The 13,792-nt window shown below is 56.6% G+C and carries 16 protein-coding genes; 7 read left to right on the top strand and 9 right to left on the bottom strand.

The genetic code is table 11. From position 1 onward, the window contains the following. Positions 1 to 99: 99 nt before the first annotated feature. The gene (gene punC / locus ACO6VX_RS05900) at positions 100 to 1,302 is read right to left on the bottom strand and encodes a purine nucleoside transporter PunC (protein WP_050680542.1); all 1,203 of its coding nucleotides are present in this window, start codon (positions 1,300 to 1,302) and stop codon (positions 100 to 102) included. 107 nt (positions 1,303 to 1,409) lie between these two features. On the opposite strand from punC, the gene punR reads away from it, so the two are divergent. Continuing rightward, positions 1,410 to 2,315, top strand: a complete 906-nt coding sequence (gene punR / locus ACO6VX_RS05895) for a DNA-binding transcriptional activator PunR (protein ID WP_010245598.1) — start codon at positions 1,410 to 1,412, stop codon at positions 2,313 to 2,315. Here punR and purR read toward each other — a convergent pair. Beyond that, entirely contained in the window at positions 2,312 to 3,337 is a 1,026-nt protein-coding gene (purR, locus tag ACO6VX_RS05890) for an HTH-type transcriptional repressor PurR (protein WP_010245595.1), read from the bottom strand. The two genes, punR and purR, sit on opposite strands and share 4 nt — an antisense overlap. Positions 3,338 to 3,618: 281 nt before the next feature. Between purR and ACO6VX_RS05885 the strand changes: the two genes are divergently transcribed. Then, positions 3,619 to 3,708, top strand: coding sequence for a YnhF family membrane protein (locus ACO6VX_RS05885; RefSeq protein WP_010245592.1), 90 nt, complete (start codon positions 3,619 to 3,621; stop codon positions 3,706 to 3,708). Between the two features lie 45 nt (positions 3,709 to 3,753). On the opposite strand, the gene ACO6VX_RS05880 is transcribed toward ACO6VX_RS05885, so the two are convergent. Next, positions 3,754 to 4,551: a C40 family peptidase gene (locus tag ACO6VX_RS05880; protein ID WP_010245589.1), complete on the bottom strand. Its 798-nt coding sequence runs from the start codon at positions 4,549 to 4,551 to the stop codon at positions 3,754 to 3,756. A 365-nt stretch (positions 4,552 to 4,916) separates the two neighbouring features. On the opposite strand from ACO6VX_RS05880, the gene ACO6VX_RS05875 reads away from it, so the two are divergent. Then, entirely contained in the window at positions 4,917 to 5,252 is a 336-nt protein-coding gene (locus ACO6VX_RS05875; protein ID WP_170933470.1) for a Grx4 family monothiol glutaredoxin, read from the top strand. A gap of 43 nt (positions 5,253 to 5,295) precedes the next feature. On the opposite strand, the gene rnt is transcribed toward ACO6VX_RS05875, so the two are convergent. The 4 genes from rnt to ACO6VX_RS05855 all read right to left on the bottom strand — a co-directional run bounded on the left by rnt (position 5,296) and on the right by ACO6VX_RS05855 (position 8,352). Beyond that, positions 5,296 to 5,964, bottom strand: coding sequence for a ribonuclease T (gene rnt / locus ACO6VX_RS05870; RefSeq protein ID WP_010245582.1), 669 nt, complete (start codon positions 5,962 to 5,964; stop codon positions 5,296 to 5,298). Between the two features lie 120 nt (positions 5,965 to 6,084). Further along, a complete protein-coding gene (gloA, locus tag ACO6VX_RS05865; RefSeq protein WP_010245580.1) occupies positions 6,085 to 6,492 on the bottom strand; it encodes a lactoylglutathione lyase in 408 nt (135 codons plus the stop codon). 116 nt (positions 6,493 to 6,608) lie between these two features. After that, the gene (locus ACO6VX_RS05860; protein ID WP_010245578.1) at positions 6,609 to 7,706 is read right to left on the bottom strand and encodes an alkene reductase; all 1,098 of its coding nucleotides are present in this window, start codon (positions 7,704 to 7,706) and stop codon (positions 6,609 to 6,611) included. A gap of 49 nt (positions 7,707 to 7,755) precedes the next feature. Next, the gene (locus ACO6VX_RS05855) at positions 7,756 to 8,352 is read right to left on the bottom strand and encodes a TetR/AcrR family transcriptional regulator (RefSeq protein ID WP_010245576.1); all 597 of its coding nucleotides are present in this window, start codon (positions 8,350 to 8,352) and stop codon (positions 7,756 to 7,758) included. Between the two features lie 174 nt (positions 8,353 to 8,526). On the opposite strand from ACO6VX_RS05855, the gene ACO6VX_RS05850 reads away from it, so the two are divergent. From ACO6VX_RS05850 to ACO6VX_RS05835, 4 genes are all read left to right on the top strand, one after another. Continuing rightward, a complete protein-coding gene (locus tag ACO6VX_RS05850) occupies positions 8,527 to 8,766 on the top strand; it encodes a DUF1289 domain-containing protein (protein ID WP_010245573.1) in 240 nt (79 codons plus the stop codon). 68 nt (positions 8,767 to 8,834) lie between these two features. Next, positions 8,835 to 9,731, top strand: coding sequence for an aldo/keto reductase (locus ACO6VX_RS05845; RefSeq protein WP_033757493.1), 897 nt, complete (start codon positions 8,835 to 8,837; stop codon positions 9,729 to 9,731). 84 nt (positions 9,732 to 9,815) lie between these two features. Next, positions 9,816 to 10,334, top strand: coding sequence for a superoxide dismutase [Cu-Zn] SodC (sodC, locus tag ACO6VX_RS05840; protein WP_256849310.1), 519 nt, complete (start codon positions 9,816 to 9,818; stop codon positions 10,332 to 10,334). A 130-nt stretch (positions 10,335 to 10,464) separates the two neighbouring features. Next, complete coding sequence (locus ACO6VX_RS05835) at positions 10,465 to 10,932, top strand: hypothetical protein (protein ID WP_010245563.1); 468 nt, start codon at positions 10,465 to 10,467, stop codon at positions 10,930 to 10,932. Here ACO6VX_RS05835 and ACO6VX_RS05830 read toward each other — a convergent pair whose 3' ends face one another. Together ACO6VX_RS05830 and ACO6VX_RS05825 are read right to left on the bottom strand one after the other, a co-directional pair. Further along, positions 10,933 to 12,933: an FUSC family protein gene (locus ACO6VX_RS05830; RefSeq protein WP_422457893.1), complete on the bottom strand. Its 2,001-nt coding sequence runs from the start codon at positions 12,931 to 12,933 to the stop codon at positions 10,933 to 10,935. It abuts the gene before it with no gap. After that, entirely contained in the window at positions 12,930 to 13,787 is an 858-nt protein-coding gene (locus ACO6VX_RS05825) for an HlyD family secretion protein (RefSeq protein ID WP_033767106.1), read from the bottom strand. The genes ACO6VX_RS05830 and ACO6VX_RS05825 overlap by 4 nt, the downstream gene beginning before the upstream one ends. Positions 13,788 to 13,792 lie beyond the last annotated feature (5 nt).

Raw genomic sequence — 13,792 nt, 5'->3', positions numbered from 1 at the left:
GTTGATTTATTACAGATTTGTTGACCCGGATGAGTATATTCTCACGCGGGTCAATATTCAATAACTTATTGTTAGGGCGCTAACTAAAAAGTCAGTGTGTCACTGATTATCCTGGCAGGCAGTTTGCGCAGAGGCAACAACAGTTTGTGCGCTTGCGGCTCGCTGCATGGCGTAACCCATCAGCGCCAGCACAATTGTCACCGTCATCATCAGTGTGGTGGTAAATAGCGCCTGAGTTAAGCCGGCCGACACCGCCAAACTGGCAGCGAAACAGAGTCCTAACTGCAGTGTATTCTGCAACGCGGCGGCTTTACCGGTAGCGGTCGGAAAGGGCATCAGCGCACTGGACACCACAATCGGATAGATCGCGCCGTTAGCCAGCGCCATACCGCAGAACGGTACCATCAGACTCACCAGCGTGCTGCTGCCAGCAAGCGCAACAGCAAACAGCGCCAGAATGCTCAGGCTGTAGACGGCCAGCAGCCAGGGCAGCAATTGTGCGCCGTTAAAGCGGTTGAGCAGGGTGCGACAGCCGAAGCCGCCAATTAAAAAGGCGAGCGTCTGGGGCACATAACTCAGACCGATATCGGCGGGCGACAGACCTAGATCCGCCAGAATAAAGGGCGATCCGGTCAGCCAGGCAAAGAAGCTGGCGGAGCAGGCGGAGTAGATCAGCACGTTGCCGCTGTAGACCCGGGATTTAAGCAGCGTGAAAAAGCCCGGCTGCGCACCTTTTTCTCCCGCGGCCTTGCGCACGGTGGGCAGACGCAGCGTGGCCAGAATCAACGCCACCGCAATCAGCGTCAGCACCAGGAAAATCGAACGCCAGTGGAAGTGGCCGATCAGCCAGGCACCCAGCAGCGGAGCCAGCGCCGGAGAGAGCGCAACCAGCGGCATAATGGTGGCAAAGACTTTGTTAGCGCGCGCTGCAGGATAGCGATCCACCACCAGCGCCTGCCAGCTTACGGCAGCGGCACAGACGCCAATCGCCTGGACAAAACGCAGCGCCAGCATCAGATAGATATCATTCACCCACAGCATGCCTGCGCAGCCAGCGCCAAACATGGCCAGTCCGGACAGCAGCACCGGTTTACGACCGATGCGATCGGAAAGCGGTCCCCAGAAGAGCTGACCCACGGCGAAGCCGCCCAGGAAGAGACTCATACTGGCGCTGATCAGACCGGGTGAAGTGTTAAAGGTTTGCTGCATCGCACCAAAGGCGGGCAGGTACATATCAGTGGCTAAAAAGCCCAGCATGCTCAGCAGGGCAAGGTAGGGCATAAACCCTTTATTCGACAGCATCTGATTCTCATTTTTGCAGGATAAACGCGGCAGAGTGTAAAAGGTGCGTTTGCTGCTGTGAAACGGTAATATTTGCCGATTGCTGTTAAAATTTTTGAAGGCAGATTATGTGGTCAGAATATGCATTAGAAGTGGTTGACGCTGTCGCCCGTGGGGGGAGCTTCAGCGCCGCCGCGCAGGAGTTACATCGGGTGCCCTCTGCCATCAGCTATACGGTGCGTCAGCTGGAAAACTGGCTGGCGGTACCGCTATTTGAACGGCAGCATCGCGAAGTGGTTCTGACCCCGGCGGGTGAGCATTTTGTCCGGGAAGGGCGCAGCGTCATCAAAAAAATGCTTGCCACCCGGCGACAGTGTCAGCAGCTGGCTAACGGCTGGCGCGGCCAGCTAAGCATTGCCGTTGACCGTATCGCTAAACCTCAGCGCACCCGGCAGCTGGTCAAAGATTTCTATCGCCACTTTCCTGATATGGAGCTGATCATCAGCTATGAAGTCTTTAACGGCGTCTGGGATGCGCTGGCCGATGGCCGGGTGGAGGTAGCGATTGGTGCCACTCAGGCGATACCGGTGGGCGGACGTTTTGCTTTTCGCGATATGGGCACGCTTAACTGGCGCTGCGTGGTTGCGCCCGACCATCCTCTGACGCAGGCGAGCCAGATAGATGATGACACGCTGCGGAGCTGGCCATCCCTGGTGCTGGAAGATACTTCTCGCGCACTGCCGCGTCGTATGACATGGACGCTGGATAACCAGCGCCGGCTGGTGGTGCCGGAGTGGCAAACCGGGCTGGAGTGCGTGCAGGCGGGATTGTGTGTGGCGATGGTGCCCGGTCACCTGGCCAGGCCGCTGCTCGACAGTGGCGAGCTGGTTGAACTGACGCTGCCGGTGGCGTTTCCGGACAGCCCATGTTGCGTCAGCTGGGCAGAGGATCGCGCATCACCGGCGACAGGCTGGTTGCTCAGCTATCTGGGTGATGCGCAAACGCTTAATCAGGAGTGGTTAAGCGAGCATTAACGGCGATAGTCGCGGAACGGGCCATCGGCCACGGAACGGCGCTCAATCAGCGTGGGATGGACCTCAATCGTTTGTGACACTTCGCGCTTACTGGTAATGCGGTCCAGCAGCATTTCCAGCGCTTTCTCACCCAGCTGGGCTTTAGGCTGATGCACCGTGGTCAGGGCCGGTGCAAAATAGCGGGCGTTGCGCACATTGTCATAGCCGATCACCGAAATATCCTGGGGGACGCGTAAACCCATCTCGTCGGCGGCGCAAATCGCGCCCATCGCCATGATGTCACCGCCACAGAACACCGCCGTCGGACGCTGCTTCTGCGACAGGATCTGCTGCATCGCCTGATAGCCCGACTCCGGCTCAAAGTCACCCTGCACAATCCACTCGGCGCGTGGCTGAATACCCGCTTCTTCCATCGCCTTCAGGAAACCGGCATGACGTCCGCCACCGGTGTTACGCTCCATCTGACCGGGGATAGCACCAATATCCCGGTGTCCGCGTTCAATCAGATAGCGTCCCGCCAGATAGCCGCCCTGGAAAGCATTATCCAGTACCGTGTCGGTGAAGTCGGCGCGCGACTCGCCCCAGTCCATCACCACCATCGGGATATTGCGGTTCTCTTCCAGCATCTGCAGCAGATCGTCCGGATATTCAGAGCACATCACCAGCAGCCCATCGACGCGTTTCTGCGCCATCATGCTGAGATAGGCGCGCTGTTTTTGCAGATCGTTATGCGCATTACCCAGAATCAGCGTATAGCCTTTGTCAAAGCAGTGATTTTCAACCGCTTCGATAATTTCAGCGAAATAGGGCGCTTCGCTGGAGGTGGCAAGCAGGCCCAGCGTTTTGGTGTGGTTCACTTTCAGGCTGCGCGCCACGGCGCTCGGCGAGTAGTGCAGTTCTTTAATCGCCTGCCAGACCGCGTTGCGCGTCTCTTCAGCCACAAAGCGGGTTTTATTGATGACGTGCGAAACGGTGGTCGTTGAGACGCCAGCGCGTTTCGCCACATCTTTAATTGTTGCCATGAAAATCGGACTCCAGTGCTTATCTAACTCTATGATAAGCGTAGTGTTAAACGTTTGCGTCTGCTCAGGGTTTTTTCCGCAAAAATGCAGCATTCATGGCCAGGAAACAGGCCGCTGGCGGCGTAAAAGCGCCTGAAAACGTGCGCAAACGGAATCAGGGTTGCGCGCGTTGCGCAACAAAGGCGGGATTCTAACAAGGCTGAACGGATAAAACGAGATTTTTACCGGGCCCTGTGGGAAAATGCGATACCCCTACTGATTGTGTGACTAAGGAGCAAGCAATGAGTACCGATCTTAAACTGGCATTAATGACCACCGCGGGCTGTCTGCTGATGATTGTGGCCTTTAGTTTTACCGCTATTCTGCACTAAAAAAAAGCCGGGATTATCCCGGCTCTCTTCTGGTTGTTCTGCTGCTCAGCGTATGGTTTTTGGCGTCATCACCCGACGTGCACCAATATAGTGGCGCTGCCAGTAATCTTCTCCTAACGCGCTGATCTGAATATCTTTGCCGGTGCGTGGCGACTGGATAAACTTGCCATCACCCAGGTAAACGCCGACATGGTCCGCAGTACCGCGTCCATTGATACGGAAGAAGACCAGATCGCCTTTCTCCAGCGACTCACGCTTGATCGGGGCGGCGTCACGCAGGTGGTACATCTCGTTAGCGGTACGTGGGATCTTAAACTTCACCAGATCTTTATAGGCGTACCAGACCAGGCCGCTGCAATCGAAACCGGTATGGGGAGAGGTGCCGCCCCACTGATAGGGTTTACCCAACTGACCCATCAGCTTGGTCATCGCGGTTTCGCGGGCCTTCTGATAGCGCTGACGGTGAGATTTGCTCATCTTAATCGTGCCGGTCTCGCTGGTGGTGACCTCAGCGGTTTTCAGCAGGCGCTGATGACCATAGCGTTTCTTCTCTTTGTTCTTACTGAGACGGGCGGTTTTTAGCGAGGTCTTTTTAGCAGGCGTCTGTTTTGCGGTGAGTTCGACTTTTTTCAGTTTTTTTGTTTTTAGTTTTTGAACCGGGCTGAGGCGAGTCTTTTTCGTCACCGTTTTGACCGGGCGACGCTTGCGACGCTCATCGTCGCGCGCACTCTTTTTCTCTGCTTTATGCGTACTGACGTTCACCGGCGCGTGAGGCGACGCAGCGGCGATGTTGAAAAACAGTTGCGCAAAGGCCAGCATGAAAAACGTAATGATTAAACGCATAGTCCGTTGATTAGTTAAGTTGTCAGGGCCACTACGCACCGCGACAAAGTTGAGATTAATCTGATCCAGGATCAGCGCCCAGGCCATTCTAGTCCAGTTCTTTTAAAAACTGTAATGCCTTTTAATATTAATCTTTGCAACCCACGCAATTGCGCTGAAAATGAACATTTTCAGCGTCTTATATCAACGAAATTATTACGAATTATTAATCTGTTACCTGCTGTTAATAATCAGGAATTCAGGTGTCCCGGAGCAGGACTTAACAATGATGGCGATTTAATCGGGCAGCGATCAAAATCTCGTTTTCAGTCACGCTGCGAAGTCGCTACAATAAACAAACACGATGTGACGAATTAAGGAAGGCAATTATGAGTACTGTAGAAAAAATTCAGCGCCAGATCGCAGAAAACCCGATCCTGCTGTACATGAAAGGTTCCCCGAAACTGCCAAGCTGCGGTTTCTCTGCACAGGCGGTGCAGGCGCTGTCAGCCTGCGGTGAGCGTTTTGCTTACGTGGATATTCTGCAGAACCCGGACATTCGTGCCGAGATGCCGAAATTCGCTAACTGGCCAACTTTCCCGCAGCTGTGGGTTGATGGCGAGCTGGTCGGTGGATGCGACATCATCGTTGAAATGTTACAACGTGGTGAACTGCAGACGCTGATCAAAGAGACTGCAGAAAAATTTAAAGAAGCAGAATAAAAAAAGGCCGACATCACGTCGGCCTTTTTCATTGCGGCATCCCTTATGCGGATGTCGTGGCTTCTGCATCGCCTTCCGCGAAGGGCAGTGGCCAGCCGCCTAACCGTTTCCAGCGGTTCACCAGCTCGCAGAACAGCGTTGCCGTCTGCTGAGTGTCATAGAGCGCCGAATGCGCCTGCGTGCTGTCAAACTCCATTCCCGCCGCAATACAGGCCTTCGCCAGCACCGTCTGACCCAATACCAGTCCACTCAGGGCCGCGGTGTCAAAGGTGGCAAACGGGTGAAACGGATTGCGCTTCAGGCTGGCTCGTTCCGCCGCCGCTGACATAAAGTTCAGGTCGAAAGTGGCATTGTGCGCCACCATAATGGCGCGATTGCAGCCGCTGTCTTTAATGCCCTTGCGCACCATTTTGAAAATGGCGTGCAGCGCCTCATATTCACTGACCGCGCCGCGCAGCGGATTGCTGGGATCGATGCCGGTAAAGGCCAGGGCTTCGGGATGCAGCAGCGATCCGACAAAAGGTTCGACGTTGAAATGCAGCGTCTGGTCAATCTGAATCCATCCCTCTTCATCCATCTTCAGCGTGATAGCGGCAATCTCCAGTAACGCATCGGTTTGCGCATTGAAACCCGCGGTTTCAACGTCGATCACCACCGGATAGAAGCCACGGAAACGTTGATTGAGTGCATTAGGGGAATTCGATTCAGACATCAGGATCTCGTTGCAGAAAAAGGGCAGCGCGTATTATGGCAAAAAACGGGGCCGGGTGCAGCAGATGAAGCGCAGAGAAGGGGATTCAGCCCACCCGACCGGGCAGGCTGACAGGCAGGTTTAGTTGCCGAGGCCGTTACCGGCATCTTTGTTTTCGATCAGCTCGATTTTGTAACCATCGGGATCTTCAACAAAGGCAATAATGGTGGAGCCGCCTTTAACCGGGCCAGCTTCACGCGTCACATTGCCGCCATCTTTGCGGATACGTTCGCAGGCCGCTGCTGCGTCATCAACGCCCAGCGCAATATGACCATAGGCATCACCGAGGTCATACTTATCGACGCCCCAGTTGTAGGTCAGTTCGATCACCGCACCTTCGCTCTCGTCGGTGTAGCCCACAAATGCCAGGGTATATTTGTATTCGGTGTTTTCGCTCTGACGCAACACGCGCATGCCCAGCACACGGGTGTAGAAATCGATTGAACGTTGCAGATCGCCAACGCGCAGCATGGTATGAAGTAAACGCATAACATCCTCTTTTAAATAAAACGCCATCGCCCGATGACTCAGGCGCTAAGTATAGCGATGAAAATCGCTATTGAATAATGGCTGCCGTCATCATCCCGGACGGCAGCCCGAACCGGTTACAGCGTTGGGTAGTCGATATAACCTTCCGCGCCGCCGCCGTAGAAGCTTTCCGGACGCTGTGGATTGAGTGGGGCATCCTGCTGCAGACGCTCAACCAGATCCGGGTTAGCAATGTAATCGCGACCAAACGCAACCGCATCGATCAGACCGCGACCAATCAGGTCATCCGCTTTCTCAACGGTATAGGCACCGGCACCAATGATGGCACCCGGGAAGAGATCACGCACTTTCTGACGGAAAGCGTCGGTGTAAGGCTGACCGCCCGCCCAGTCTGGCTCAGAGAGGTGCAGATAGGCGATGTTGCGTTTTGCCAGCTCGCCGATGTACCACAGCGCCGCTTCCTCTTCATCCGGGCCGTTGTCCAGATTCTGGAAGCTGCCGATAGGTGAGACGCGAATACCAATGCGATCGGCTGACCAGTTAGCGATCACCGCATCAACCACTTCCAGCGCAAAGCGGCCGCGTTTTTCGATGCTGCCGCCATATTCATCAGTACGCTGGTTTGAGCCAGGTGCCAGGAACTGGTGCATCAGGTAACCGTGCGCCGAGTGCAGCTCAAGCAGGTCAAAGTCCGCTTCACGCGCGTTGGCCGCAGCCTGGCCAAAATCTGCCACAATCTGCTTAATCTCTGGCACTGTCAGCTCACGTGGCGTTGAGGTATCTTCGCGATAGACGCTGCCATCTTCAGCACGCAGTGAGGTACGGGTGCCAGCGGCAATCGCCGATGGCGCAACCGGTGCTTTGCCTTCCGGCTGCACGCTGTTATGTGAGATACGACCGGTGTGCCATAACTGTACTGCGGTGTGACCGCCAGCCTGATGCACGCCTTCGTTAATCGCTTTCCACGCTGCAATCTGTGGCTGAGTATGTAAGCCTGGCGCACCGGCATAGCCTTTCGCCTGGAAAGAGATCTGGGTCGCTTCGGTGATGATCAAACCGGCGCTGGCGCGCTGACGATAATATTCAGCCATCATCGGGGTAGGGATGTCGCCTGGCTCAATGCTGCGCAGACGGGTCAGCGGTGCCATAAATACGCGGTTTGGGACGGTAATTGCACCGACTTTTAGCGGACGAAACAGCTGGGTACTCGCCATAATAGCTCCTGATTAGTAGACCAGTCGTCTACAAACATGTTTTTTAAAATCAGCGGCGTTCAAGCCACTGTTCGATGGTACTCAATGCCAGACGCAGTGGCTGCGCCTCGCGGGAAATTTTGCTCTGCAGGCTGGCACCCAGCCACAGCAGCGACAGCAATTCCGCCATCTGCGCGGGGGGCTGCGGCAGGCTCAGCGACTCCTGCTGCTCTGCGGCAATCAGGGTCCGGGCGTAGAGTGCCGTGATCTTTCCGGCACCCTGCTGCAGTGCATCACGCATCGGCTCTGAGAGATCGCACACCTCCGCGGAGACTTTGACGCCCAGACAGCCTACGATGTGGCCCTGCTGAACAAACAGATCAACGGCAGCACGAAAGTGGTTAAGCAGACGCTCCCGCGGCGTGCCTTCGGTCTGGTTAAGCTGCAACGCCACATCCTGCAGGAAACGCGCAAAATAGCGCTCCAGTAACGCCACGCCAAACGCCTCTTTAGAACGGAAGTAGTAGTAGAAGGAGCCTTTCGGCACCGCCGCCTGCGTCAGCAGTTCGCTGAGGCCCATTCCGGTAAAGCCGCGTTGCAGACAGAGTTGCTCACCTGTCTGGAGCAGGTGTTCGCGGGTTTCGTTGCGTTGTAGCGTCTTATTCATGGCAGTGAGATTAGTAGACCAGTCGGTCTATTGCAACGCAACCCTCTCTATTTGGCACAGAGTGTTCACTCCTGAGTCAAAGAACAGGATAATTCTGACCGGGTGGGGCTTACTTCCTGCGCAACCAGGCTACGCTTTTTACTGGACTGTTTATTCTGTGAATCCGGAGGCGCGGTGGCCGAGCAGCTTGAGTTTTTCCCGGTTCCCAGCCCCTGTCGCGGCATCTGCCAGACGGATGCGCGCGGCTACTGCCTGGGATGTTTACGCAGCCGCGATGAGCGGTTCAACTGGCTGCGCTTCAGCGATGCGCAAAAGCGTGAGGTCATTCGTCTTTGTCAGCAGCGGCGTCAGCGTCTGCAACGGCAACAGAAAGGTGAGGAGCCACACGCGCCACAACAGCCGGAGTTATTCTGACGACTTTGCGCTTTCCGTTATACTCTCTGACACGCTAATTTCAGCCAACGCGCAACAGGGAGAACGTCATGTTAGAACCGCAAGCCATCGCTTCACAGGGGCCCGATTTTTCACCGCTGGTCATGGGGTACTGGCGTCTGATGGAGTGGGGGATGTCGCCACAGGAACGGGTCGCCTTTATTGAGCACCACGTGAGGCTCGGCATCACTACCGTTGACCATGCGGACATCTACGGTGACTACCAGTGTGAGGCGGCGTTTGGCGAGGCACTGAAACTGGCACCCGGTTTGCGCGACCAGCTACAGATTGTCACCAAGTGCGGCATCGCCACCCGCGCCCAGCCTGAGCATCAGATAGGCCACTACATTACCGACAAACGTCATATCCTGCAGAGTGCTGAAAACTCACTGCGGCATATTCACACCGATCGTCTCGACCTGCTGCTGATCCATCGTCCCGATCCGCTGATGGAGGCTGACGAGGTGGCCGAAGCCTTTATGGCGCTGCATCACAGCGGCAAGGTTCTGCATTTTGGCGTCTCTAACTTCACACCATCACAGTTTTCCCTGCTGCAATCCCGTCTGCCGTTCTCGCTGGTGACAAATCAGCTGGAGATCTCACCGGTGCAGCAAAGTGTGCTGCTGGATGGATCGCTGGATCAGTGTCAGCAGCTGCGTATTCGTCCGATGGCCTGGTCCTGTCTGGGTGGTGGTCGCCTGTTTAACGATCCCCATTTCCAGCCGCTGCGTGACGAACTGGAAGCCGTGCGGCAGGAAACCGGTGCCACCAGCCTTGAGCAGGTGGTCTATGCCTGGATACTGATGCTGCCATCGCGCCCGCTGCCAATCATCGGCTCAGGTAAAACGGCGCGGGTCAGCGAAGCCGCCGGAGCACTGAACTTATCCCTTTCGCGTCAGCAGTGGTTCCGTATTCGCAAGGCGGCGCTGGGATTTGATGTGCCCTGAAGCGTAAAACTGCGTCAATCTCCGGCAAAATAGTGCAACAGCGACCAGACTTATCTCAAACCCTGGTATGCAAATGGAGTCACCATGAAAATGAAAGTAGTTGCCCTATTCGCACTGATCGCCTGCGGCTCAGCACTGGCTGCCAGCGAGCAGGTTACGATCCATCAGGTTACCGCTGAAGGGATTGGGAAATCGCTGGGCACCGTTAAGATTGACGAGACACAGTATGGTCTGCAGTTCACGCCGGATCTGCAGGGCCTTCAGCCGGGCATTCATGGTTTCCATGTTCATGCTAAAGGCAGCTGTGAACCGGGCGAGTCTGAAGGCAAAGTGGTCGCCGCCGGTGCGGCGGGTGGTCACCTTGATCCAGCCAACAGCGGCAAACATCTGGGGCCTTATGCAGAGGGGCACCTGGGCGACCTGCCCGCGGTCTATGTCGATGACAAAGGCAGCGCCACTTATCCGGTGCTGGCGCCGCGTCTGAAATCGTTAAAAGAGATCAAAGGCAAAGCGCTGATGGTGCACGTCGGCGGTGACAATCATGCTGACCATCCTAAACCGCTGGGCGGTGGCGGGGCACGCTACGCCTGCGGTGTAATCTGAGTTTCCGGGCGGCAGGCGATGGCCGCCCGCTTTTCTCCTGCCTGTTTATGAATTGTTGTACCATCCCTGACATTTCCCCCCTATGATATTGATTCAGGTAAGAAAGCGTGATGGGGAAAGGAGCAGGAAAATGAAATTCAAGGGCGCATTACTGCTGTGTCTGCTGCTGGTGGGATGCGATAAACCCAATGATACGCAACTGGTCACCGAAACCGGACGCGAACTGCAGCGCACCATCGATACCAACCCAATGCGTATCACCTGTGAAAAGATCGCGAAGGGTCGTGAATGGCTGAGCCGCAACATGGTGCGTAAGCTGGAAGCGCAGGGTTGCGATCAGGTCTTTCGCAGCGCCACCGAAACCAATTTCACGGATAGCACTATTTATCGCCGTACCATGACTATGGTGTGCGGTGGCATTCATGGTCAGAGTTTTACCGGTACCGAACTGACACGCCGGTTTATCTTCTCACCCGATGAGAAAGTGCTGGTGATTGAACCGATGACCGAAATGGATAAAACCCGCTTCGAAGGCCATAAAACGCTGCAACAGCTGCAGGATGATTTTAACCGGCAACAGCAGCAATATTGCCAGTGATCACTCCGGCACCGCCTGCTTCAGCTGTGCCAGTGAACAGCGTAACCGCCAGATAATCCCCGCCAGCTCGCTGGCCTCGTTGCTTTCCAGTGCCAGTAACGCGGTGATGGTCTCCTCCAGTTGCGTCAGAATTCGATCCAGCGAGCTGTGGCGCACGCCGCGGCTGCTGATAATCTGCTGTAAGTCTTGCAGGCAGTGATCGCGAAACCCCATCAGTGCGGCTGAACCGGCGCGCCATTCACGCAGCTGCCAGACGATATGCGAGCAGTTGAGCAGCACCACGCCCCAGCGCAGTAGCCAGACGCGTGCCTGCTCGTCCCGGCTGTGACTGAGCTGGCTGATACGGTGGTAAATCTGCGATTCGAAGCGGCTCTCGCTGAGCCGGGGCCGCTGCCGCAGCTGATCGAGAAACGCCAGCCGCAGCGCCCGGATATGCCGTCGGCTGCGCCGCGCATCGGAGCTGGGTCGCAGAATCTGGAACGCCAGCCAGGCGAGCAGCACCCCGCAGACTTTGGCGATGTTATCGTTAAAGAAGTCCTGATAATCCCATGTGGGCGGATTAGTCACCGCGATAAACGAACCCATAAAGACGATGAACTGTCCCCACATCCCGGCGCGCTGCTTCTGCTGCAGCTTAAAGAGTTGCAGCGTCACCAGCAGCGGGAACAGAAACAGTAAAAACTGCCACAGCTGACTGATCTGCACCATCAGCCCAAACTTCATCACAAAACTAAACGCAAACAGCCACAGCAGGGTCTTCAGCAGCAGCGTGACGCTGCCGCCAGGTGAGGGTGATGAAGCGTAGAGCACACAGGCAATGGCGGTTAAGGTGAGCGCGGCGGCACCGGAAGACCATTGCGTATTGATCCAGAAGGCGCAGCCCAGCACGATAACGCAGAAGGTACGCAGGGCGCTCCAGCCCGCCTCGGCGCTGTCACTGTCGCGCGCCAGCGCCGGAACCGGCGGTGGCTGAAAGCGGGTGTCGGCATCGGCGCGATCCAGCAGGCGGATCCAGCGCAGCACGTTGAGGTACATCCAGCAGAAGTAGCGCAGCCGCTGACAAAAAGCGCGCTGCCGGTAGTCGCCATCCGCTGCCGGGGTCACGCTGCGCAGGATTTGCGCCAGACGATATTTATCACACGCCGGTTTCGCCAGCTCCGCCAGCAGTTGTTGCAGCGCGTCAAACAGCGCCTCTGGCGCGTCGGGCCAGTTCAGCAGCATGCGTCGCAGGCTGGAGAGCACGCTGGTGAGTCGCAGCTGCTGGTGCAGCACATAGTTCAGCACGTTGTTCTGTCGGCGAAAGCGGTAGTGGCTCCAGAACGCCTGAATCCGCAGCAGATTCATGGTCAGGATCTGGCTGATGACATTTTCATGCGCGGTCCGGATGGTCTCGCTGGCTGAGGGCTGCAGCAGTAATACCGCATGTTCCAGCAGCCTGGCATGCATCTGTTTCAGTGAGGTAATCAGCGTCTCACCATCGGAGGTACTCGGCAGTACCATCATCATTAATCCGGCGCAGAGAATGCCGGAGATCACCTCGCAAACCCGTGCCTGAGCGATGGTCCATAGCGAGGTGATATCGGTGATGTTAACGCTGCTAAAGGCGATGATGGCGGCGGTGTAGCCCGCCAGCGAAAAGGCGTAGGCAACATTATTCTGGTAGTGGTTCGCTATGCCGGTACAGAGCGCCAGCCAGCCGGCAATGGCAAAGGTAAACAGCCACGGCTCATTAAGCGTATGTCCGGCGATCAGCAGCGCAGCGCTGGCCCCCATCAGACTGCCAACGATGCGCCCCAGACTTTTACTGATCGCGCCGCCGACGGTGGGAAAGCTAATCACGGCAGCAGAGGTCATTGCCCAGTACGGCTCATCCAGATCCAGTGCGTAGGCGATGCTCAGCGCCAGGCACATCGCAATAGCGTTGCGCAACGCATAGCGCCACTGGCCGGCGTTCGCCTTAATCCAGGGCAGTTGATCCCAGGCCAGCCACTGAAAATTCATGGCTGGATGGTGATGGTGCAGCTGGTTCCCGCAACCAGCTCTGCATCGGCAGGAAGCGGGTCGAGACGAATACGCACCGGCACCCGCTGCGCCAGCCGCACCCAGGGCACGTTGGGTTTGATATCGGGCACCAGGCCGCTGTCGGTCTCAATGCTCTGGTCATAGATGGCGCGGCCAATGCTATCCACCTGACCCTGCAGCCGCATGCCATTGCTGTAGAGCACCACCTGGGCCGCTGCGCCTGGGTGAATATGGCGCAGTTTGGTCTCTTCGAAGTAGCCCATTACGTAGTAAGAGTGGCTGTCGACCAGAGCAAACAGAGGCGAACCCGCGGTGGCATAGTTGCCGGGACGCAGCGTCAGATTGGTGATCCAGCCATCCGCCGGTGCGGTCAGCGTCGTCTGCTGCAGATTCCAGCGCGCCCGTTCCCACTCCGCCTGTGCCGCTTTGGTGCTGGCGGCCGCCGCGCCGGCGCTTAATCGCGCGGCATCAAGGTCCTCTGCGGAGATGATGTTGCGCGGCAGGCTGCTGCGACGGTTAAATTCATGCTGCGCTTTCGCGAGATCCGCCTGCGCTTTGCTGAGCTGGGCGGCGGCATTGTCGAGCGCGATCTGCCACGGCACCGGGTCCAGCGTTAACAGCTGCTGGCCCTGATGCACAAACTGATTGTCTTTGACCTTCAGTTGCGTAATTCGTCCCGACACCTGAGGCGTGATATCCACCAGCTCTGCCCGTACTTTCCCGTCACGGGTCCAGGGCGACTGCATATAGTAGTTCCAGAGCCAGCCACCGGCCAGCAGCGCCAGGGCAAACACAATCAGCGTGGAGAAGTATTTTACCGCGTTAAATTTCATATCGA

Origin of the sequence: Pantoea sp. BJFS-204 (genome assembly GCF_049310725.1) — a bacterium.
Taxonomy (GTDB): domain Bacteria; phylum Pseudomonadota; class Gammaproteobacteria; order Enterobacterales; family Enterobacteriaceae; genus Pantoea; species Pantoea agglomerans.
This window is presented reverse-complemented; position numbering and strand designations above follow the sequence as displayed.

Excerpts from the sequence above, each read along its gene's own strand:
- punC (WP_050680542.1), bottom strand. The coding sequence starts at position 1,302 with ATGCTGTCGAATAAAGGGTTTATGCCCTACCTTGCCCTGCTGAGCATG.
- punR (WP_010245598.1), top strand. The coding sequence starts at position 1,410 with ATGTGGTCAGAATATGCATTAGAAGTGGTTGACGCTGTCGCCCGTGGG.
- purR (WP_010245595.1), bottom strand. The coding sequence starts at position 3,337 with ATGGCAACAATTAAAGATGTGGCGAAACGCGCTGGCGTCTCAACGACC.
- ACO6VX_RS05885 (WP_010245592.1), top strand. The coding sequence starts at position 3,619 with ATGAGTACCGATCTTAAACTGGCATTAATGACCACCGCGGGCTGTCTG.
- ACO6VX_RS05880 (WP_010245589.1), bottom strand. The coding sequence starts at position 4,551 with ATGCGTTTAATCATTACGTTTTTCATGCTGGCCTTTGCGCAACTGTTT.
- rnt (WP_010245582.1), bottom strand. The coding sequence starts at position 5,964 with ATGTCTGAATCGAATTCCCCTAATGCACTCAATCAACGTTTCCGTGGC.
- gloA (WP_010245580.1), bottom strand. The coding sequence starts at position 6,492 with ATGCGTTTACTTCATACCATGCTGCGCGTTGGCGATCTGCAACGTTCA.
- ACO6VX_RS05860 (WP_010245578.1), bottom strand. The coding sequence starts at position 7,706 with ATGGCGAGTACCCAGCTGTTTCGTCCGCTAAAAGTCGGTGCAATTACC.
- ACO6VX_RS05855 (WP_010245576.1), bottom strand. The coding sequence starts at position 8,352 with ATGAATAAGACGCTACAACGCAACGAAACCCGCGAACACCTGCTCCAG.
- ACO6VX_RS05845 (WP_033757493.1), top strand. The coding sequence starts at position 8,835 with ATGTTAGAACCGCAAGCCATCGCTTCACAGGGGCCCGATTTTTCACCG.
- sodC (WP_256849310.1), top strand. The coding sequence starts at position 9,816 with ATGAAAATGAAAGTAGTTGCCCTATTCGCACTGATCGCCTGCGGCTCA.
- ACO6VX_RS05835 (WP_010245563.1), top strand. The coding sequence starts at position 10,465 with ATGAAATTCAAGGGCGCATTACTGCTGTGTCTGCTGCTGGTGGGATGC.
- ACO6VX_RS05830 (WP_422457893.1), bottom strand. The coding sequence starts at position 12,933 with ATGAATTTTCAGTGGCTGGCCTGGGATCAACTGCCCTGGATTAAGGCG.
- ACO6VX_RS05825 (WP_033767106.1), bottom strand. The coding sequence starts at position 13,787 with ATGAAATTTAACGCGGTAAAATACTTCTCCACGCTGATTGTGTTTGCC.